Genomic DNA, 18,498 nt, shown 5'->3' with positions numbered 1-18,498 from the left:
GGGGGGGCCGGCGGGTTGGGGGCCCCCGCGCGGCGCTTGGCGCGCCTCTCGTGGGCGGGGTCCGGGCAGACCGCCGCCGCGACAGGCCGACGCGGCCTCGCGGGTTCAGCCCAGGACCGCGAGGGCGTCGATCTCGACCAGGAGGCCCTCCGGCAGGCCCACGTAGACGGTCGTGCGGGCGGGGAACGGCTGCTGCTTGACGAACTCGTTGTAGACCTCGTTCATCTCGCCGAACTGCGAGGTGTCGGTGAGGTAGACGCGCATCATCATGACGTCGTCCAGCGAGGAGCCGCCGGCTTCGAGCACCGCGGCGACGTTGCGCAGGGCCTGGCGGGTCTGCTCGGCGACGGTGTCGCCGACGACCTCGCCGGTGGCGGGGTCGACCCCGACCTGGCCCGCGACCTGGAGGATGTTGCCCTTGATCACCCCCTGCGAGAACGACGCCACGGGGGTGGGCGCGTTCGGCGTGCGGATCTCGGTCTTGGCCATGCGTTGATCTCCTGTTAGTCGCGCGGTGTGTAACCGCATTCGAGGGACGCCGCCCGCGCGGTCGCGAGCAGGTCGGGCAGGTGGCTCAGGAGGCCGTCGAAGTCGAGCAGGACCTTGGGCACCGACATCGAGACCGCCGCCAGCACCTCGCCGCGCGCGCCGCGGATGGGTGCGGCGATGCAGTGGATGAAGTCCTCGTGCTCGGCGTTGTCGATGGCGTAGCCGCGCTCGCGGACGCGGGTCAACTCCTCCAGGTACGCCTCGGGCGTGGTGATGGTGTTGGCGGTCAGCGGGACGTAGTCGATCTCCCGCGCGACCTCGCGGCGGCGGGGCTCGGGCAGGTCGGACAGCAGGACCTTGGCCACGGCCGTGCAGTGCAGCGGGGCGCGGCGGCCGATGCGGGAGTACATGCGCATCGGGTGGGTGCTGTCGTACTTGTCGATGTAGATGACCTCGCCGCCCTCGTAGGACGCCAGGTGCACGGTGTAGCCGAGTCTGGAGTTCAGCTCGCGCAGCGCGGGTTCGGCGGCGCGGCGCACGTCCCGCTCCTCCAGCGCCCGGTTGGCCAGGTCGAACAGGGCCGCGCCGAGCCGGTAGTGGTGGACGCCGTCGCGGCGCACGAACCGGTGCGACTCCAGGGTGCGCAGCAGCCGGAGCGTGGTGGACTTGTGCACGTCGATGACGGCGGACAGCTCGTCGAGCGTCTTGGCGCCCTTGGCCAGCTCCCCCATCAACGTCAACGCCCGGTCCAGGCTCTGGCTCATCACAGTCTCCTCAGGTGCGCGGCGGCCCACGTCGGCGGGTCTGCGGACAGCAGCGGCCCGGTCACCTCGGGCGGCAGCGGTTCGCCCACATCTTCGCTGGTGAGCAGCGCGGCGGCGGCTTGGAGGTGCCCGGCGCGCAGCCGGCGGGTCGGCGGCAGGCCCGCGAGGTGCGCCGCGAGGTACCCGGCGGCGAACCCGTCACCGGCCCCGACCGGCTCGACGACGTCCACCCTCAGGGCCTCCTGGTAGGTGGACCCGCCGTCCTCCACGGCCGTCGCGCCTTCCTTTCCCTGCTTGACGACCAGGGTGGACGGGCTGGGCAGCAGGGCGCGCAGCTTCTCCGGGTCACCGGTCCCCCACACCGCTTCCGCCTCGTCCGCGCCGGCCAGCACGATGTCGGCGGCGTCGGCCAGTTCCAGCAGGACGGACGGGTCGCGGTCGGCCCACAGCGCCGGCCGCCAGTTCAGGTCGAACGACACCAGGTGCTCACGGGGTCCGCGCAGCACTTCCCGCAGCAGTTCGAGACAGCTGTCCGACAACGCCGCCGTGATCCCGCTGACGTGCACCAGCCGAACACCGTCCAACTCGAGTCCGGCCCACACCTCGGGCCCCATAGCGGACGCCGCCGATCCAGACCGGTAGTAGCGCGCGTGACTCCCGGACGGGTCGGCTTCCTTCACGTACAACCCGGTCGGCCTCGACCGATCGACCCGCACGCCGGACACATCAACGCCCGCGCCGCCGACGTAGTCGAGCACGGCACCACCGAAGGCGTCATCGCCGACCGCAGACACCCAGCGGCTGCGCAAACCCAAGCGCGCCAAGTGGATGGCCACGTTGGACTCCGCCCCGCCAATGGCCCGCGTCCACGTGCGCACCGAGCGCACGGGACCGGGTTCGGCGGGCACCAGCACAGCCATCGTCTCGCCCAGGCACACCACGCCGCCCGAAAGGTCGAACCGCATCCACTGTCCTCCGTGTTGGATTGCCCCGGCTTCGCCGGGGCGGGCGGGCCGCCTGAAAGTCGGCGCGGGGCGCCCCCGGTGCCCCCCCGCGGGGAAACTTCTAGGCGGGGAAACCCACCCCACAAAACCGCCTGGCCCGGGCTGCGCGGGGGCGGGCGGGCGCCCTCAACGCGGGCGGGGCGCGCCGCTTTTCCCCCCGATCGGAAAAGCTGATCGGCGGGAAACGCGACCCGACAAGCCGACGCGGCCCGCCGGTTCATTGACGAGGCGGCAGGCGAATGTTACACATCTCGGCATCACATCGCGCAATAGCCGTTGCAACATATGCAACGTGAGGAGCGAGACACGTGGACATCGACCGGGACGCCGTCGCCGCCCTCCGCGACGAGCGGATCGACTGGCGGTTCAAGGGCCTGCCCGCGGACGCGTTCGGCGCGACCGTCGGCGAGGTCGTCGGGCGCCGGCTGGACCTGTTCGCCGACGGCTTCGTCGGACCGCTGGTCGTGCTGGACGCCGCCGCCCTGGAGCACAACCTGGCGGTCATGGCCGCGTGGTGCGCCGAGCACGGCGTGCTGCTGGCCCCGCACGGCAAGACGACCATGTCACCGCAGCTGTTCGCCCGCCAGCTGGACCACGGCTCATGGGGTATCACCGCCGCCAACACCAGCCAGCTGCGCGTCTACCGCGCGTTCAAGGTCCGCACCATCCTGCTGGCCAACCAGCTGGTGGACCCCGCGGGCCTGCGCTGGGTCGCCGACGAGCTGGCCCGCTACCCCGACTTCGAATTCACCTGTTGGGTGGACTCCGTCGCGGGCGTCGAGCGCATGACCGAAGCCCTCGGCACGCTCACGCGACCAGTCGACGTGCTCGTGGAACTCGGCGCCGCCAACGGACGCACCGGCGCGCGCGACCTGCCGACCGCCATCGAGGTCGCGAAGGCCGCCGCGCAGAGCCCCGCCCTGCGGCTGGTCGGCGTCGGCGGCTACGAGGGCGCGCTGGCGCACGACGCCACCGACGACTCGCGCGCGACGATCGACGCCTACCTGGACAACCTCCGCGTGCTCGCCATCGGCATCCACGACCTGTTCGAGGTGGAGGACCCGATCGTCACCGCCGGCGGCAGCGCGTACTTCGACCAGGTGGCCACGGTTCTCACCCGTCCGTGGCCGTTCCCGGTGCGGCCGGTGCTGCGCAGCGGCGCGTACATCACGCACGACGACGGCTTCTACCGCGGCATCTCACCGCTGGGGCGCACCGAGGGCGAGGTGCCGTTCCGGCCGGCGCTGAAGGCGTGGGCGCAGGTGACCTCCCGCCCGGAACCCGGCCTCGCGCTGCTGACGATGGGCAAGCGGGACGCGTCCTTCGACGAGGGCCTGCCCGAGCCGCAGGTCGTCCGCACCCGTGACGGCGTCCGCCCGCTGAAGGGCGTGGTGACCGCGCTCAACGACCAGCACACCTTCCTGTCGCTGCCCGCGGACGAGTCGGTCGAGGTCGGCGACTGGGTGGGCTTCGGCCTGTCCCACCCCTGCACGGTGTTCGACAAGTGGCAACTGCTCCCGGTGGTCGACGGCACCACCGTCGTCGACCTCGTGCGCACGTACTTCTGAGAGGGGACGGCGGCGTGGACATCGTCTTCAAGGGCGCGCTGGTGGTCGACGGCACGGGCGCGCCCGGCTACCGGGCGGACGTGGGGGTCGACGGGGGCCGGATCGCGGAGATCGGGCGGGTGTCCGGCCGCAGGCACGTCGACGCGGACGGGCTGGTGCTCGCGCCCGGGTTCATCGACATGCACTCCCACTCCGACCTCCAGGTGCTGGCGAACCCCGACCACCTGGCCAAGGTGTCCCAGGGCGTGACCACCGAGGTCATCGGCCAGGACGGGCTGTCCTACGCCCCGGTCGACGACGACGTCCTCGCCGCCCTGCGCGCCCAGCTCGCGGGCTGGAACGACGACCCGGCGGGTTTCGACTGGGACTGGCGGTCGGTCGGCGAGTACCTGGACCGGCTCGACCGGGGCATCGCCGTCAACGCCGCCTACCTGGTCCCCCAGGGCACTTTGCGGATGCTGTGCGTCGGCTGGGACGACCGGCCGGCCACGGAGTCCGAAATGGACCGAATGCGTGAGGTCCTGGCGGAGTCGCTCAAGCAGGGCGCGGTCGGCATGTCGTCGGGCCTCACCTACACCCCCGGCATGTACGCCGACGCGGACGAGTTGAAGGCCCTGTGCCGGGTCGTCGGCGAACTGGGCGGCTACTACAGCCCCCACCACCGCAGTTACGGCGCCAGCGCGCTGGAGGCGTACGCGGAGATGGTCGAGGTCTCGCGGGCGTCGGGCTGTCCCCTGCACCTCGCCCACGCCACGATGAACTTCGAGGTCAACCGGGGTCGCGCGGGCGAACTGCTGGCCCTGCTGGACGACGCCATCGCGGCGGGCGCGGACGTCACCCTCGACACCTACCCGTACCTGCCGGGCGCGACCTACCTGTCCGCGCTGCTGCCGAGCTGGAGCAGCGAGGGCGGCCCCGAGAAGACCCTGGAGCGGCTGACCGACCCGGACACCCGTGAACGCATCCGCGCCGAGATCGAGGAGATCGGCTCGGACGGCTGCCACGGCGTGCCGGTCGACTGGGACACCATCGAGATCAACGGCGTCCGCAAGGCCGAGAACACGCACCTGGTCGGCAAGTCCGTGCTGGCCTCTGCCCGCGAGCTGGGGACGGCGCCGGCCGAGCTGTACTTCGACACGCTCGTGTCCGAGCGCCTGGGCACCTCGTGCCTGATGCACGTCGGCCACGAGGAGAACGTCCAGGCGATCATGCGCCACCCCGCGCACACGGGCGGCAGCGACGGCCTGCTGGTCGGCGACCGGCCCCACCCGCGCGCGTGGGGCACGTTCCCCCGCTACCTCGCGCGGTACGTGCGCGAGCTGGGCGTGCTGAGCCTGGAGGAGTGCGTCGCGCACCTGACCGGACGTGCCGCCAAGCGTTTGCGCCTGACCGACCGGGGCCTGGTGCGCGAGGGCTTCGCCGCCGACCTGGTCCTGTTCGACCCGCACGAGGTCGCCGACACCGCGACCTTCGACCAGCCCCGGCAGGCCGCCGCGGGCATCCCGCACGTCGTCGTCAACGGGATCCCCGTGGTCGACGCCGGCAGGCGCACGGACGCCCTGCCCGGACACTCCCTGCGAAACACCCGGAGCCGCGCATGATCGACTGGTTGCAGCATTCCACCGGTGGGCTGCTCACGCTGTCCGCGCTCAGCATCGCCCTGCTGCTGGTGCTGATCATCAAGGTGAAGGTCGAGCCCTTCATCGCGCTGCTGGTGGTCGGCCTGCTGGTGGCGCTGGCCGCCGGGCTGCCGGTCGAGCAGCTGGTGGGGTCGGCGCAGAAGGCGTCCGGGTCGCTGCTGGAGACCGGGTTCGGCGGCATCCTCGGCCACGTCGCCGCCATCATCGGCCTGGGGACGCTGCTCGGGGCGATCCTGGAGGCGTCCGGCGGCGCGGAGGTGCTGACGCGGTCGCTGCTGCGGTCGTTCGGGGAGAGGCGCGCGCCGCTGGCGATGGGGCTGGCCGGGTTGATCTTCGGTGTGCCCGTGTTCTTCGACATCGGCATCTTCGTGCTGGCGCCGCTGGTGTACGTGGCCGCGAAGCGGTCGGGCCGGTCGATCGTGCTGTACGCGATGCCGTTGTTGGCCGGGTTGTCCGTGATGCACGCGTTCATGCCGCCGCACCCCGGACCGGTGGCCGCCGCCGGTCTGCTGAAGGTGTCGCTGGGCTGGATCATCATCATGGCGTTGGCCGTGGCGATCCCGGCGTGGCTCATCGGTGGCGTGATCTTCTCGGCGTGGGTCGGCAAACGGGTCGTGGTGCCGGTGCCGGAGGAGATGCTGGCCGCCGCGGAGAAGGTGCGGGCCGAGGAGGGTCGGGGCGAGCCACCGCTGTCGCTGGTGCTCGGGATCATCGCGGTGCCGCTGGTGTTGATCCTGGCGGGCACGTTCGGGTCCATCCTGCTGGCCAAGGGATCCTTGCTGTACGGGGTGTTCACGTTCTTCGGCACGCCTGCCGTGGCGCTGACCATCGCGGTGCTGCTGGCGTTCTGGTTGCTGGGCTTCCGGCGCGGGATGACGCGGCAGCAGATCGGCGAGCTGTCCGGGGCGTCGCTGCGGCCGGTGGCGATGATCCTGCTGGTGGTCGGCGCGGGCGGGTTCTTCGGCGCGGTGCTGTCGGCGACCGGTGTGGGCAAGGTGCTGGCGACCGAGCTGTCGGACCTGGGGTTGCCGGTGATCGCACTGTCCTATGTGATCAGTTGCGGGATGCGGATCGCGCAGGGATCGGCGACGGTGGCGATCGTGACCACGACCGGAATCGTGGCGCCGGTCGTGGGCGACCTCGGGTACTCGCAGCCGCAGTTGGCGTTGGTGGTCATGGCGATCGCGGCCGGGTCCATCATCGCCTCGCACGTCAACGACGGCGGGTTCTGGATCGTGTCGCGGTACTTCGGGTTGTCGGTCAAGGAAACCCTCCAGACGTGGACGGTGCTGGAGACGATCCTGTCCGTGGTCGGGTTCGTGGTGGCGGCCCTGTTGAGCCTGGTGGTGTAGCCGGGAGCCGGTGCCCCCTCCGTGCTGGGGGCACCGGCGTTCTCTCAGGCCTTCGAGCCGTCGGGCTTGGCGGCGAACCACACGCCGCCGACGCCGTGACCCTTGGCCTCGCCGCACACCTTGTCCTCGGCGAACAGGTACATCGGCCAGCCGGCGACCGTGACCTGCTTGGTGCCGTCCTTGCGGGTGACCGTGCCGACCAGCGCCTTGTCGACGCCCTGCACCTCGAAGTTCTCGGACTCGACGAGCAGGGGCGGCCACTTGACGGCGCAGTCGCCGTCGCAGTTGGACGTCGGCGGCTTGGCGGTGTCCTTGTCGAAGCGGTACAGCGTCATGCCGTCCTTGTCGGTCAGCACGGTGCCGAGCTTGCCGACGGACGCGGTGGTCAGCGCCAGGCCGCTGGACGCCTGCTGCGCCTTCTTGCCGTCCGGCGCGGCGACGAACCACGTGCCGCCGACGCCTTGCCCCTTGGCGTCGCCGGGGGCTTGGTCCTGCGCGAAGTGGTACATCGGCCAGCCGCTGACGGTGATCTGCCGGGTGCCGTCCGCGCGTTCGATGGTGTCGACGAGCTTGTCGTCGACACCGGCGACCTTGACTTCTTCGTTCTGCGCCACGGCGGGCGGCCACTTCTGCGCGCAGTCAGCGTCGCAATTGGACACTGACGGACTCGCGGTGTCCTTGTCGAACCGGTAGAGCGTCAAGCCGCCGCCATCGGTCAGCACGGTGCCCAGGCTCGGCACGACGGCCGTGGCGAGTTCCGATTCCTGCGCGAACGCGTTCGCTCCTGCTTCCGCCACAACGGTTTCCTGGGGAGCGGGAATCGCCGTCCCGGGCTGAGGGGCCTGGCCGCACGCACCGAGCAACGCGATCCCGGCGAGCGCCCCGAACACAGCCGCACGAGTGCGGATCATGGTGAACCTCCTTGGGTGATCGCGCTTCGGCGACCGACTGCCACCTACACGGGCGGCGGCACCAAGAGGTTCAACCGGATTTTCAGTCCACCGCAGGCTCGCGGAACGCCACCCGCTTCAGCGGCGGCACGGCCTGGAACAGCCGCAGCACCGACTTGAACGCGACCTTGCCCGCCCGGTTGCCGGACACGAACTGGTGGGCGCTACGCAGGGCCCCCTTCACCGCCGCGAAGCCGTAGTCCCGCATCTGCCGCTCGTAGTCGGCGATCGCGTCCAGCGGCGCGCGGTCGAGCAGGTTGCAGCACAGCAACCTCGCGTCCCGCAGGGCGGTGTTGGCGCCGATGCCGCGCATGGGGGTCATGCTGTGGATGGCGTCGCCCAGCAGGGTCACCGTCGTGGGCCGCCAAGGCGCGACCGGCTCCGACGTGCGGATCGGCCAGTGGGCGACCTCCTCCCCCGGCGTCTCGGCGACCATGCGCCGCAGGTCCGGGTGCCAGTCCGCAATCGCTTGCGCCACCACGGTCTTCAGGTCGCCGGAGGTGTCGAGGCCGTCCGCCGCGTAGGCCCACATCAGGTAGCCCTCGCCGTCGAGCACATGCGGTGCCAGGAACATGCCCGCCGCGGTGCGCGGGATGATCGACAGCGGGTTGTCCAGCAACTGCCGCGACAGCCACGCCCGGGTGTCAGGAGTGAGCGGCAATTTGCCCGCGACGGCGCTGATGCCGGTGTCGACGCGGCGGGCGTGGGGCAGGTACTGGGCGCGCACGGCGGAGTTCGCGCCGTCCGCGCCGACCAGGACGTCGCAGCGGACCGTGGAGCCGTCGGCGAAGTGCGCGGTGATCCGGCCGTCCACGTGCTCGTAGCGGGTGAAGCGGCGGTCGAAGTCGACGTCCAGGCCGTCGAGCAGGATCTCGCGGAGGGTAACGCGGCTGACCGAGTGGTGCGCGCGCTCGGGCGCGGCCTGCGGGACGTCGAGGGTCAGCAGCGGCGTGAGCCGGTCGTCGACGAACCCGAAGCCGGCCGCGTACCCGGCCGTGGCGACGAACTCCTCCCACAGGTGGGGCGGGAGGCAGTCGTGCAGCGCTTGGGACCCGTGCGGGTCGATGTGCAGGCGGTAGCCCTGGATGCGGTCGGTCGGCGTGCGGTCGCGCTCGTGCACCGAGACCTCGACCCCGGCCTTCTTGAGGCCCTGGGCCAGGCACAGCCCGCCGACACCGCCACCGATCACCGCCACGTGGATGCTCATGCGGACAACTATCATCCAGTTGGATGATTAAGTCAACCGTGCGTTTGAACCGGTACGTCGGCTACCGTTGCCGACGTGCCACGCCGCTCCCCCGACACCGACGAACGCAAGCGCGACCCCGAGCGCACCAAGGCGCGCATCATCGAGGCGGCGGTCGCCGAGTTCGGCGCGAAGGGCTTCGCCGCGGCCAGGGTCGGCGCGATCGCCGAGCGGGCGGGCGTCAACAAGCAGCTGATCTCGTACTACTTCGGCGGCAAGGAAGGCCTGTTCAAGGAGATCACCGGCCAGTGGCTCCAGCACGCGGACGTGCTGCGAGAAGGGCCGATGGCCGAGGTCGTGCGCAGGTTCGCCCTGAGCACGTCGACACACCGCGACTGGGCACGGCTGCTGGTGTGGACGAACGTGACCGAAGAGCCCGTCCCCGACCAGGGCGAGACGGAGTACTTCAGGGCGCAGGTGGAGGACGTGCGGCGCCGTCAGGCGGAGGGCGAACTACCCGCGGACGTGGACCCGGCCGCGTTCCTGCTGGCCATCACGGCCGCCGCGAGCGCCACGATCTTCATGCCCCAGATGGCGAGGCGGATCACCGGCCAGGACCCGGCGTCGCCGGAGTTCACCTCGCACTACGCGGAACAGCTGGCCCGCCTGGTCCGCCACCTGGGCTGATCAGGCCCTCGACCGAGCCTCCTGCACCCCGAGGACGGCCAGCCGGTCGGCACGCTCGTTGTCGACGTGCCCAGCGTGCCCCTTCACCCAGTGCCACTCGACCTCGTGCGGGGCGGCGGCTTCGTCCAGGCGCTGCCACAGGTCGGCGTTCTTCACCGGCTGCTTGGCGGAGGTCATCCAACCGTTGCGCTTCCACTTCGCCATCCACGAGGTGACGCCGTTGCGCACGTAGGTGCTGTCGGTGTAGATCCGGACGACCGAGGGCCGGGTGAGGCTCTCCAACGCCCTGATCGGCGCCATCAACTCCATGCGGTTGTTCGTGGTAGGCCCGGGATCACCCCCGTGCAGGTCTTTCTCGTGCTGCCCGTACCGCAACACAGCACCCCACCCACCAGGCCCGGGGTTCCCGCTGCACGCCCCGTCGGTGTAGATCTCGACCACGCCCTCACCCACCCGGGCAATCTACCTACTCCCGCACCTCGGCCCACCACAGGTGGTCCCGCGCCCGGGTCGCCGCGACCAGCCGCTGCCGCGCGAGCAGTTCGGCCTGTTCGGCGGGCACCGGGCCGTCCCGGGTCACCTCCACCACCAGCACGCCCTGGAAGTCCAGGCCCTTGGCGCGGTGGACCGTGCCCACCTTCAACCGGTCGTCGGACCCGCCGTCGAAGTCCTCCAACGCGCACACCTCCACCCCCGCCTGCCGCAACAGCCGGGCGCAGGTGTGCGCGGCGCCGTTGGAGAAGGTGATCACGGCGGCCTGCCCGAGGGGCACGGACAGTTCGCGCACAGCCCTCGCCAACGCCTCCGGCAACTCCGCCCACGTGCCCGACCAGCGCTTCGTCTCGCCGCCGGGCGCCACGGCCTCCGCCTCGCGCAGGGTCACGCCGGCCGCGCCGTCCAGGTCGTCCACCGCGTTGTCCGCGTCGAAGCCGCGCGCGAAGGTCAGGACCCGCTCCCGGTTGCGGTAGTTCACCCGCAGCACCTCACCCCGCCCCTGCACCGGGATGCCCGCGTCGGACAGCCGCCAGCCGCCGGTGTAGACCTGCTGCTGACCGTCCCCGACCAGCAGCAACCCGTCCGGGACGTCGCCCGCGAGCTCGCGCAGCAGGCGCAGGCCGGTCAGCGTGATGTCCTGGACCTCGTCCACGACCACCGCCGCGTAGCGCGGGCGCTCGTCGCGCACCGCCGCCAAGGCGGCGGCCACCAGGTCGTTGTGGTCGTGCACGCCACGTTCACGCAGGTAACCCTGGTAGGTCTCGTAGAGCTGCCAGACCTTCCGCTTGTGGACCACGTCGAGCCGCACGCGGCGGCCCTTGCGGACCACGGCGGCGTACTCCTCGAAGGCCTCCAGTCCGCGTCCCTTGATCACGCGGTCGATCTCGGTGTGCCAGTACGCGGGGTTGGCCTCCAGCTCGGCCAGGACGTCGCGGTGCACCGTCCACGCCCGGTTGAACTGGGTTTGCGCGGCGCGGGCGTCGACCGGGAACGGGGTGCCGCGGGCGTCGAGGAGGTCGCGGGCCCACGAGTGCAGGTTGACGAACTCGACGCGGTCGGCCAGCTCGGGCGCGAACCGGGCGAAGGTCGACTTGTGGACGCGGGGCAGGGTGCGGACGAACGTGGTGAACAGAAGCGGTCCCGTGGTGCGGCGGGCGAGGTGGCGCAACCGGTGCAGGGCCACGACGGTCTTGCCGGTACCCGCCGGACCGCTGATCCGCGCCGGACCGTTGTACCGCCGCGTCACCACAGCCTGCTGGTGCGGGTGCAGGAACGTCAGCCACGTCTCGAACGGCCGCTGCCGGGCGGCGGCGAGCTGGTCCTCGGCCACGTCCGCGACGTCCAGCAAGCCCGGTGCTTCGGGCGCGCGCCCGGTCGCCTGGACGCCCAGCTTCCCGTACCCCTCCAGCCGGTTCGCGAGGCGGGCGGCGATCGCGTCGACCTGCGCGCGGGTCAGGTGGGCGTTGTCGCGGCGGAACAGGCGGGGCACGTCGGCCTCGGTCAGCCGCGCGAACGGGTCCGGCGCGTCGCCCGCGACCACGGCGTAGTGGATCGCGCTGCCCGCCAGCACCTGTCCCTGCGGTCCCCGGATGCCCGCGCACGCCTCCTCGGCGAGCCGGACCGCCTGCTTCGCGTCGTCCAGTCCGCCGACCGCCACGACCGTGACACCGTTGACCCCGACCAGGAAGACGTCCGCACGGTCCCGGCGCGCGGTGTCCCGACGGGCGAGCACGCGCCAGCCGTCCGCCGTCTGCGCCACGAGGGCGGTCAGCACCCGCCGCCACACCGCGTCCGCGCCGGGCCACGCGCGCCCGACCAACTCACCCGCCTGCTGCTGGACCTGCCGCCACGCGTGCGCACTCAATGCCACGCGTCACGAAGGTAGCCGGTAACGGCGTTACGAGAGAGGCCGATCACCCGGATGCCGCCTTCTTGATCTTGCGCCACCCGCCCGCGCGGTTGTCGGCGATGATGTGGCGGAGCAGCTCGACCAGCGCCGGGGCGTTGATCGGGTCGTCGCGGTAGATCGAGATCATGCGGCCGGTCTTGTTGCCATGACCTGCGGTGATGATGCCGTGCGGGTCCGGAGCCAGGCCGCCGTCGTACAGGAAGACGTTCACGTGGTCCTTCGTGGCCAGCAGGGCGCAGACATTGCCCTGGAGGACGAAGTACGGGCGGTTGGTGAACTTGATCGTCTCCTCGATCTCCGGGTCGGCCTCGTGCACCAGGGCGCGCACGCGCCGGCAGATGTCCTGCTGCCACTCGGGCAGGGCGTCGATGTAGTCGTCCACGCGCGGGTCGGTCATGGCTGGTGTCCCTTCTCTCCTGGACGAGTAGAAACCCGGTCGCGGATTTCGACATGGCGGGGCGAGAATCCGGCCGTGTTCTCGGACTTCGCGCGTGCGCCGAACATCGCCGACCACCCGGACGTGTACGAGCGGGAGAACGAGGCGATCGACCCGACCGGTGTCCTGTGGCGGGCGTTGCGCGCCGAAGCGGACTGGGCGGGGCGCACGATCGTCGACCTCGGCTGCGGCACCGGCTTCTGGCTACCCCGCTACACCGCCGACCCCGGCACCACCGCCATCGGCGTCGAACCCGACCCCGACCTGCGGAACCGCGCCGCCGCCCGCGTCAACACCCCGGTCCTGGCCGGCTCCGCCGAACACCTCCCCTTGGACGACGCCTCGGTGGACGTCGTCCACGCCCGCTTCGCCTACTTCTTCCCACCCGACTGCGAACCGGGCCTGCGCGAGGTCCTGCGGGTGCTCAAGCCCGGCGGACACCTGGTCGTCATCGACAACGACTGGCGCCACGGCGAATTCGCCACCCTCCTCACCCGCTCCACATGGGCCACGGCCCAGGGCACCGCCGACACGACCGACGAGTGGTGGCACCGCCACGGCGCCCGCCGCACCGAGGTGATGTCGTCGTGGCGCTGCCGCGACGCGGCCGAACTGGAGTCCGTGCTGCGCATCGAGTTCCCGCCGGACGTGGTGGACGAATGGCTGGCCACCCACCCCGACCAAGCCGAAATCACCTACGGCTACACCCTCTTCACCGTGACCGCTTGAGCCAGGCGATACCCGGCCGCTGTGCTGACTCTTCCTCGACTTCCGACCTCGCTACGCTGGCGCCCGCCCCAGGAGACGGTTCGAGCTCCTGCACGGCACTTCCCTGCGAGCCGGTGAAATTGGACGGGCAGTGAGCGAGTACCAGTACTACGAATTCCTGGCGATCGACCGCCCCCTCGACGACGCCCAGCAGGCCGCGGTCCGATCCCTGTCCACCCGGGCGACCATCACGGCCACCAGTTTCGTGAACGAGTACGAGTGGGGCGATTTCAAGGGTGACGTCCACGAGTTGGTGGAGCGCTATTACGACGCCCACCTCTACGTGGCGGACTGGGGCACCCACCGCGTGATGTTCCGCCTCCCCAGCACCCTGCTCGACCTCGAGGTCGTCGACGACTACTGCGTGGAAGACCAGGTGAGCGCCTGGACCGCGGACGAGTTCGTCGTGCTCGAATTCGTCAACGAGGACGAACCCGGCGACTTCGACTACGAGCCCGACACGCTGCTGTCGGAGATCGTCGGTGTGCGCGCAGAACTGGCCGCCGGCGACCTCCGACCGCTCTACCTGGCCTGGCTCGCCGCCTACGGCGTCTGGGAACGCGACGAGGACGCCTTCGACCGCGAGGCGGACGACGACGTCGAGCCCCCGGTCCCACCGGGTCTGGGCACGCTCACCGCGCCACAGCGGGCGCTGGCCCGTTTCCTCCGCCTCGACGACGACCTGCTCGCGGTCGCGGCCCGAACCAGCCCGCAGCTCGACAGCACCGCGCACGACCTCGCCGACGTCACCGCCTGGGCGCTCCGCCTGCCGGTCGCCGAAAAGGACCGCATAGTCGAACGCGTCCTCCGAGGCGAGGCCGCACGCGTGCGAATGGATCTGCTGCACCGCTTCCGCGACAACACCACCCCCACTCCGGCCGCCCGAACCGTGGGCGAACTGCTCGACGACGCGGCCCGCTTCCGAGCCGACCGACAGAGCTGACCATCCGGAGGTTCCGTTGCCGAAAGTGCCTGAAGCTCGCAGAGCCGGCCGAGCGGCGGTCAACGCACTGCGGACGCTTCTGGAGCGGCACAACCACATAGTCCAGGAGGTGGACGGCCAGAACGACTTCGGCGAGGACCAACACGTCACGTTCACCGAGGACGGTGAAGTCACCGGCGACGTGGTCAAGATCCAGGTCAAGGGCGGCCGTTCGTGGCGCAGGGGCGACGGGTACGCCGTGCCGATCGGTGATCACGGCGGCACCTGGACCGATGGCAACATCCCGGTGTTCTGCGTTGTGCACGACCCGGACACCGACCGTCTCCACTGGGCCAATGCCACCAAGCAACTGCTGTCGGCCAGGCGCGAGGGCAAGGCGATCAAGACGATCACCATCAGCCCGGACCGGAAGTTGGACGATGAATCCATCGCGGACTTCGTCACCGAGGCCAGACGCTACCTGAGCCGCTATCGGGGCAATCGCATTATCCAGGCCCAGTTGGGCGAGATGGCGGGCGTCGACTTCGGTCCATCGGACATCGTGCAGCACCACGTGAACGTGCACGGCGAGGATCTGATCTTCTGGCAGCGCCGGGGCGAGGGATTCGCAACCCTGCTCCACAGCGACCTCGACTGGTATCCGGAGCACATCGGCCCCGAGCACCTCCACCTCAACGGTCGACAAGGCGAGCTTCGCGGCGTACCCGTGGTGGCGGACACGGTGCTGAGCACGGCCGAGGCACTGTGGCTGGCGGCCTGCTTCGACGCGACTCAGTGGGCTCGCGAACCCGCCGTCGACGATGCGCCACTTCACGCCAACCTCGCCGCACGTGACAACTACGTGGCCAAAAGAGTTGAACGCCGCCTTTGGATCAATCCCGATGTGTTGACCCGGTCGATCCAGGCGCTCCGCGCGAAGACCGCAATCGACCACGACCTGGCTGCCATCGTCACGGAGTGGGAGTCGGATGCCGAGGCATCTGCCGAAGCGCTCTCGAAACCGTGGTCCGAGATGTCGGACAAGGCGCGTCGGCTCGTCACGTTCTACCTGGTCGAAGACGTGCGCGTGGGTTCGCCCGCGCTGCCGATCGACGAGCAGTTCCGGATCGTCTGGCGATGCCCTCGACCGGCCGCGGAATACGGTTTCGGCGCGCGGGTCGGACAGCCGAGCACTCGCAGGTCGTCGAACCGGGAGTTCGTACCGGCGTTCATGCTCAGGCCGGGCGACAGGATCTACTGGCTGAGTCGGCACGGGAACGAGCGCGGCCGGGATGTTTCGGCAGTCTGGGACTCCGAAGACACACCCGGAGCCGTCTGCGTGCTCTTCGACCAGTTGATGATGGGGGACACCTTCTGGCCGGGCGAGTTTTTCGTCCGGAGGGCATCCGCCAAGCCGCGCTCGGACGAATCCCCCGCTTAGCCCCCACATCGAAACGTGGCCGTCTGCTAGTCAGGCGGCCACGTTCGGCCAAGCTCACCAGCCTCGGGCGCGCCACTCGTCCAGGTGAGGGCGTTCCTTGCCCAACGTCGAGTCGTCCCCGTGCCCCGGGTAGAACCACGTGTCGTCCGGCAGCACGTCGAAGATCCGCTCCTTCACGTCGTTGAACAACGAAGTGAAGTCCTCCGGTGACGTAGTCCGCCCCACCCCACCCGGGAACAGCGAGTCACCGGTGAACAGGTGCGCCCCCTCCGAAGGAGACCGATAGAGCAGGGCGATCGACCCAGGCGTGTGACCCCGCAAGTGGATCACCGAAAGGGGCACTCGACCCACCATCACCGTGTCGCCGTGATCAACCAGCTGGTCCGGCGGGATCGGCAACACGGGCGCGTCCAACGAGTGCGCCACCGTGTTCGACCCGTTGGCACCCGCCACCGCACCCAAAGCGCCCCAGTGGTCCTGGTGGCGGTGGGTGGTGACGACTGTTTTCAGGCGTGGGCGTTCCAAGGAGTGGCCCACCAGGTCCGAGATGCGGGTCGGGTCGGCTGCCGCGTCGATCAGCAGGGCCTCGTTGGTCGCCCGGCACACCAGCAGGTAGGTGTTGTTGTCCATCGGGCCCACGCTGAGCTTGGTGATGGTCAGTTCGCCCAGCGTGCGGCGGGCGGCGGGGCCGTTCGGGTCGACGTGTCCCGTGTAGTCCTCAAGTACGTCCACGAGGGCCGACGGTAGTCCAAGCGGCACCCTTCAGGGTCCGGTCAGGTTGCTCCAATAGGCTTAGTAACGATCAAGCCAGCCAAGACGATGTAATTTGATTACGCACTGAACTGGGTAACTCAGCCTCGTGCCTTCTCCTCGCCGGATCAACTGGGACGTCCTGCGCATCCTGGCCGTGGCGGCTGTCCTGCTCCAGCACGCCACCCACGCCGGTCCGTCCGTGCACCCGGAACTCAGCCCCCCGCTGTTCACCGTCTCCCTGGAGATGGGCGCCAGTACGCTGGTCGTCATCTCCGCCTTCTTCGCCTGCGCCTCCCTCGCCAAAGGCGAACCCGCGCGCTTCCTGCGCAACCGACTCGCCCGCCTGGTCCCCGCCTACGTGGTGGCGGCCGTGTGCACCTACGCCGTCCTGACCCGGGTCGCCCCGGACGGGTGGAGTCAGCTGGAACCCCGTGACCTGCTGGTCAACGCCTTCATGTTGCAGAACTGGTTCCCCGGCGCCCGCCTGGTCGACTTCTCCTACTGGACCCTGCCCGTCCAGGTGACGGGGTTCGTCGCGGGCGCGGTGCTGGCGTCGCGGGTGCGCGGGGCCAAGCTCAGGGTCCTGCTCTGGACCCTCGTCCTCGCGCCCCTCCTGCTGCGGGTGTGGACCGTCGAACCCGGTGTCGTCCGGACCCTCTACGACGGGTTCGGCCTGCACCGCGGCCAGTTGTTCGCCGCGGGTGTCGGCATCTGGCTGTGGTCGAAGGACCGGCTCGGCACCAAGCACCTGGCCGTCCTGCTGCTCGCCGCCCTGACCGCGCAGGCCGTGCACAGCGCGAACGTGTCCTCGACCGTGGCGCTCGGCGTCCTACTGCTGGGCGTGGCCGCGTGCGCGAAGGGACCGGACTGGGACATCGCCCCGGTCCGGTTCCTGCGCCGGCCGATCAAGTGGCTGGCGGGCATCTCCTACGGCGTCTACCTGGTGCACCAGGAGATCGGGTACGTGGTCATGGCCGGGGTCGCCCGGTTCGGACCGGCCGTGGAACTCGCGGCCTTCCTGGGCACGGCGGTCGTGCTCGGGTGGCTGCTGACCACGCTCGTGGAGAAGCCGGCGTTCCGGGCGCTCACCGCCAGCCACCGACCCGCCGTGGTGACGCTGGTGCTGGCGGCCCGCCTGCACTCCGCTCAGAGCCACCTGGGCAGCGTGGGCGCGGTGCCGTTCAGCAGCGCGCCGCTGTGGCGGCCGGTCAGCCACCCGAGCACGTCCGCCGCCGACCCGCTGACCGCCGTCGGACCGCTCGTCGCGGTCAGCTCCCAGCTGCGTTGACGGCCGTCGGGCAGGGTCACGTCCACGCGCACGTCCGGCACGTCGGCGCGGTCGGCGTACTGCCCGACCGCGTCGTCCACGAACGCCTCCAGCAGGTGGTCGGGCAGGTCGCCGAAGTCGACGCCGGCGTCGAGGTCGACCAGGTGGAACCACACCTCGCGCAGCCGCAGCCACGGCACCCGGTGGGCCAGGAAGGCCCCGGTGTGCGGGTGCACGACCTCCGCCTCCCACGCGGTCGGGGGCAGGTCGCCGGCGGCGGCGGCGAAGCGCTGGCACGCCGCGTCCAGGTCGGCCCGCAGCAGCTGCGGCGGGCGGCCCGCGCCTTCCTCGATGTCGGCGTCGCGGTCCGCCGCACTGGGGTACATCGGGTGCTCGACGCCGGTCTTGGCCCACGTCAGCAGGTTGACCAGCGCGTCGGCGTTGCGTGCGAGATGCGTCACGACGTGGGCCCGGCTCCACCCCGGCAGCCGGCTCGGACCTCGCAGGAGCACGTGGTCGAGGCCGTCCACGACCTCGTAGAGCGCTTGTGTCGCCCGTTCCACCTCGACGAGACCGGCGACGGCGTCCTGCGCGGCGGCCGACTGCTCGCGCGGCGCGGGTACGCTCGTCTCGGCGGATCGGACCTGGGCGGCATCAGCGAAGCTCATGGGCACCTCATCCCCGACGTCTGCGGCCGAATGGCCTATCGTGCCAGCGTAGGGGCGATCGCTACCGACCGGTAGAGCCGTTGGCGCACGATCGCGGTGGGACCCACCCGTTTTTGTCGGTGCTCGCCCCTAGCATGGGACGCGCCCTCCCCGACAGGCCTGTCGAGGTGGTCCAGTACGCTTTTCGAACGTCTGTTCG

At 70.6% G+C, this 18,498-nt stretch carries 17 protein-coding genes and 1 pseudogene; 8 read left to right on the top strand and 10 right to left on the bottom strand.

Features of this window, described 5'->3' with window-relative positions; translation table 11 throughout:
• Positions 1 to 105: 105 nt before the first annotated feature.
• From WBN91_RS26915 to WBN91_RS26905, 3 genes are read right to left on the bottom strand one after another with little or no spacing between them, the layout of a single operon-like run.
• On the bottom strand, positions 106 to 489 hold the full coding sequence (locus tag WBN91_RS26915) for a RidA family protein (RefSeq protein WP_337727207.1): 384 nt from the start codon (positions 487 to 489) through the stop codon (positions 106 to 108).
• Between the two features lie 14 nt (positions 490 to 503).
• Positions 504 to 1,253, bottom strand: coding sequence for an IclR family transcriptional regulator (locus WBN91_RS26910; protein ID WP_337727208.1), 750 nt, complete (start codon positions 1,251 to 1,253; stop codon positions 504 to 506).
• Entirely contained in the window at positions 1,253 to 2,218 is a 966-nt protein-coding gene (locus WBN91_RS26905) for a sugar kinase (protein WP_337727209.1), read from the bottom strand. The genes WBN91_RS26910 and WBN91_RS26905 overlap by 1 nt, the downstream gene beginning before the upstream one ends.
• Positions 2,219 to 2,565: 347 nt before the next feature.
• On the opposite strand from WBN91_RS26905, the gene WBN91_RS26900 reads away from it, so the two are divergent.
• From WBN91_RS26900 to WBN91_RS26890, 3 genes are read left to right on the top strand one after another with little or no spacing between them, the layout of a single operon-like run.
• On the top strand, positions 2,566 to 3,825 hold the full coding sequence (locus tag WBN91_RS26900; RefSeq protein ID WP_337727210.1) for an amino acid deaminase: 1,260 nt from the start codon (positions 2,566 to 2,568) through the stop codon (positions 3,823 to 3,825).
• 14 nt (positions 3,826 to 3,839) lie between these two features.
• A complete protein-coding gene (locus WBN91_RS26895; protein WP_337727211.1) occupies positions 3,840 to 5,426 on the top strand; it encodes an N-acyl-D-amino-acid deacylase family protein in 1,587 nt (528 codons plus the stop codon).
• Positions 5,423 to 6,817: a GntP family permease gene (locus WBN91_RS26890; RefSeq protein ID WP_337727212.1), complete on the top strand. Its 1,395-nt coding sequence runs from the start codon at positions 5,423 to 5,425 to the stop codon at positions 6,815 to 6,817. The genes WBN91_RS26895 and WBN91_RS26890 overlap by 4 nt, the downstream gene beginning before the upstream one ends.
• A 44-nt stretch (positions 6,818 to 6,861) precedes the next feature.
• Here the strand turns inward: WBN91_RS26890 and WBN91_RS26885 are convergent, their stop codons facing one another.
• Both WBN91_RS26885 and WBN91_RS26880 read right to left on the bottom strand, forming a co-directional pair.
• A complete protein-coding gene (locus WBN91_RS26885; RefSeq protein WP_337727213.1) occupies positions 6,862 to 7,728 on the bottom strand; it encodes a hypothetical protein in 867 nt (288 codons plus the stop codon).
• 82 nt (positions 7,729 to 7,810) lie between these two features.
• The gene (locus tag WBN91_RS26880) at positions 7,811 to 8,974 is read right to left on the bottom strand and encodes an FAD-dependent oxidoreductase (RefSeq protein WP_337727214.1); all 1,164 of its coding nucleotides are present in this window, start codon (positions 8,972 to 8,974) and stop codon (positions 7,811 to 7,813) included.
• Between the two features lie 75 nt (positions 8,975 to 9,049).
• Between WBN91_RS26880 and WBN91_RS26875 the strand changes: the two genes are divergently transcribed.
• Positions 9,050 to 9,640 carry a TetR/AcrR family transcriptional regulator gene (locus WBN91_RS26875; RefSeq protein ID WP_337727215.1) on the top strand — a complete coding sequence of 197 codons (591 nt, stop codon included), beginning with the start codon at positions 9,050 to 9,052 and terminating at the stop codon, positions 9,638 to 9,640.
• Here WBN91_RS26875 and rnhA read toward each other — a convergent pair whose 3' ends face one another.
• From rnhA to WBN91_RS26860, 3 genes are read right to left on the bottom strand one after another with little or no spacing between them, the layout of a single operon-like run.
• On the bottom strand, positions 9,641 to 10,093 hold the full coding sequence (gene rnhA / locus WBN91_RS26870) for a ribonuclease HI (RefSeq protein WP_337727216.1): 453 nt from the start codon (positions 10,091 to 10,093) through the stop codon (positions 9,641 to 9,643).
• Between the two features lie 13 nt (positions 10,094 to 10,106).
• Positions 10,107 to 12,005, bottom strand: a complete 1,899-nt coding sequence (locus WBN91_RS26865) for a UvrD-helicase domain-containing protein (protein ID WP_337727217.1) — start codon at positions 12,003 to 12,005, stop codon at positions 10,107 to 10,109.
• Positions 12,006 to 12,048: 43 nt separating this feature from the next.
• Positions 12,049 to 12,441, bottom strand: coding sequence for a DUF1801 domain-containing protein (locus WBN91_RS26860; protein ID WP_337727218.1), 393 nt, complete (start codon positions 12,439 to 12,441; stop codon positions 12,049 to 12,051).
• Between the two features lie 75 nt (positions 12,442 to 12,516).
• On the opposite strand from WBN91_RS26860, the gene WBN91_RS26855 reads away from it, so the two are divergent.
• The 3 genes from WBN91_RS26855 to WBN91_RS26845 all read left to right on the top strand — a co-directional run bounded on the left by WBN91_RS26855 (position 12,517) and on the right by WBN91_RS26845 (position 15,611).
• A complete protein-coding gene (locus tag WBN91_RS26855; protein ID WP_337727219.1) occupies positions 12,517 to 13,209 on the top strand; it encodes a class I SAM-dependent methyltransferase in 693 nt (230 codons plus the stop codon).
• 130 nt (positions 13,210 to 13,339) lie between these two features.
• Positions 13,340 to 14,191 carry a hypothetical protein gene (locus WBN91_RS26850; RefSeq protein ID WP_337727220.1) on the top strand — a complete coding sequence of 284 codons (852 nt, stop codon included), beginning with the start codon at positions 13,340 to 13,342 and terminating at the stop codon, positions 14,189 to 14,191.
• A 25-nt stretch (positions 14,192 to 14,216) separates the two neighbouring features.
• Positions 14,217 to 15,611: a DUF4365 domain-containing protein gene (locus WBN91_RS26845; RefSeq protein WP_337727221.1), complete on the top strand. Its 1,395-nt coding sequence runs from the start codon at positions 14,217 to 14,219 to the stop codon at positions 15,609 to 15,611.
• A 54-nt stretch (positions 15,612 to 15,665) separates the two neighbouring features.
• Here WBN91_RS26845 and WBN91_RS26840 read toward each other — a convergent pair whose 3' ends face one another.
• Positions 15,666 to 16,343 (bottom strand): MBL fold metallo-hydrolase, encoded by a 678-nt coding sequence (locus WBN91_RS26840; RefSeq protein ID WP_337727222.1) that lies wholly within the window; start codon positions 16,341 to 16,343, stop codon positions 15,666 to 15,668.
• A 127-nt stretch (positions 16,344 to 16,470) separates the two neighbouring features.
• Between WBN91_RS26840 and WBN91_RS26835 the strand changes: the two are divergent.
• A pseudogene (locus WBN91_RS26835) lies at positions 16,471 to 17,406 on the top strand (acyltransferase family protein); the annotation flags it as partial.
• 104 nt (positions 17,407 to 17,510) lie between these two features.
• On the opposite strand, the gene WBN91_RS26830 reads toward WBN91_RS26835, so the two are convergent.
• On the bottom strand, positions 17,511 to 18,299 hold the full coding sequence (locus WBN91_RS26830) for a maleylpyruvate isomerase N-terminal domain-containing protein (RefSeq protein WP_337727223.1): 789 nt from the start codon (positions 18,297 to 18,299) through the stop codon (positions 17,511 to 17,513).
• Between the last annotated feature and the right edge of the window lie 199 nt (positions 18,300 to 18,498).

This window comes from Saccharothrix sp. CCNWYY140, from assembly GCF_037401995.1.
Lineage (GTDB): Bacteria > Actinomycetota > Actinomycetes > Mycobacteriales > Pseudonocardiaceae > Actinosynnema.
Note: the sequence above shows the minus strand (reverse complement) of the source record. Positions and strands in the feature narration are given on the sequence as shown.

Coding starts and splice junctions, on each gene's coding strand:
- WBN91_RS26915 (WP_337727207.1), bottom strand. CDS start 489: ATGGCCAAGACCGAGATCCGCACGCCGAACGCGCCCACCCCCGTGGCG.
- WBN91_RS26910 (WP_337727208.1), bottom strand. CDS start 1,253: ATGAGCCAGAGCCTGGACCGGGCGTTGACGTTGATGGGGGAGCTGGCC.
- WBN91_RS26905 (WP_337727209.1), bottom strand. CDS start 2,218: ATGCGGTTCGACCTTTCGGGCGGCGTGGTGTGCCTGGGCGAGACGATG.
- WBN91_RS26890 (WP_337727212.1), top strand. CDS start 5,423: ATGATCGACTGGTTGCAGCATTCCACCGGTGGGCTGCTCACGCTGTCC.
- WBN91_RS26885 (WP_337727213.1), bottom strand. CDS start 7,728: ATGATCCGCACTCGTGCGGCTGTGTTCGGGGCGCTCGCCGGGATCGCG.
- WBN91_RS26880 (WP_337727214.1), bottom strand. CDS start 8,974: ATGAGCATCCACGTGGCGGTGATCGGTGGCGGTGTCGGCGGGCTGTGC.
- WBN91_RS26860 (WP_337727218.1), bottom strand. CDS start 12,441: ATGACCGACCCGCGCGTGGACGACTACATCGACGCCCTGCCCGAGTGG.
- WBN91_RS26830 (WP_337727223.1), bottom strand. CDS start 18,299: ATGAGCTTCGCTGATGCCGCCCAGGTCCGATCCGCCGAGACGAGCGTA.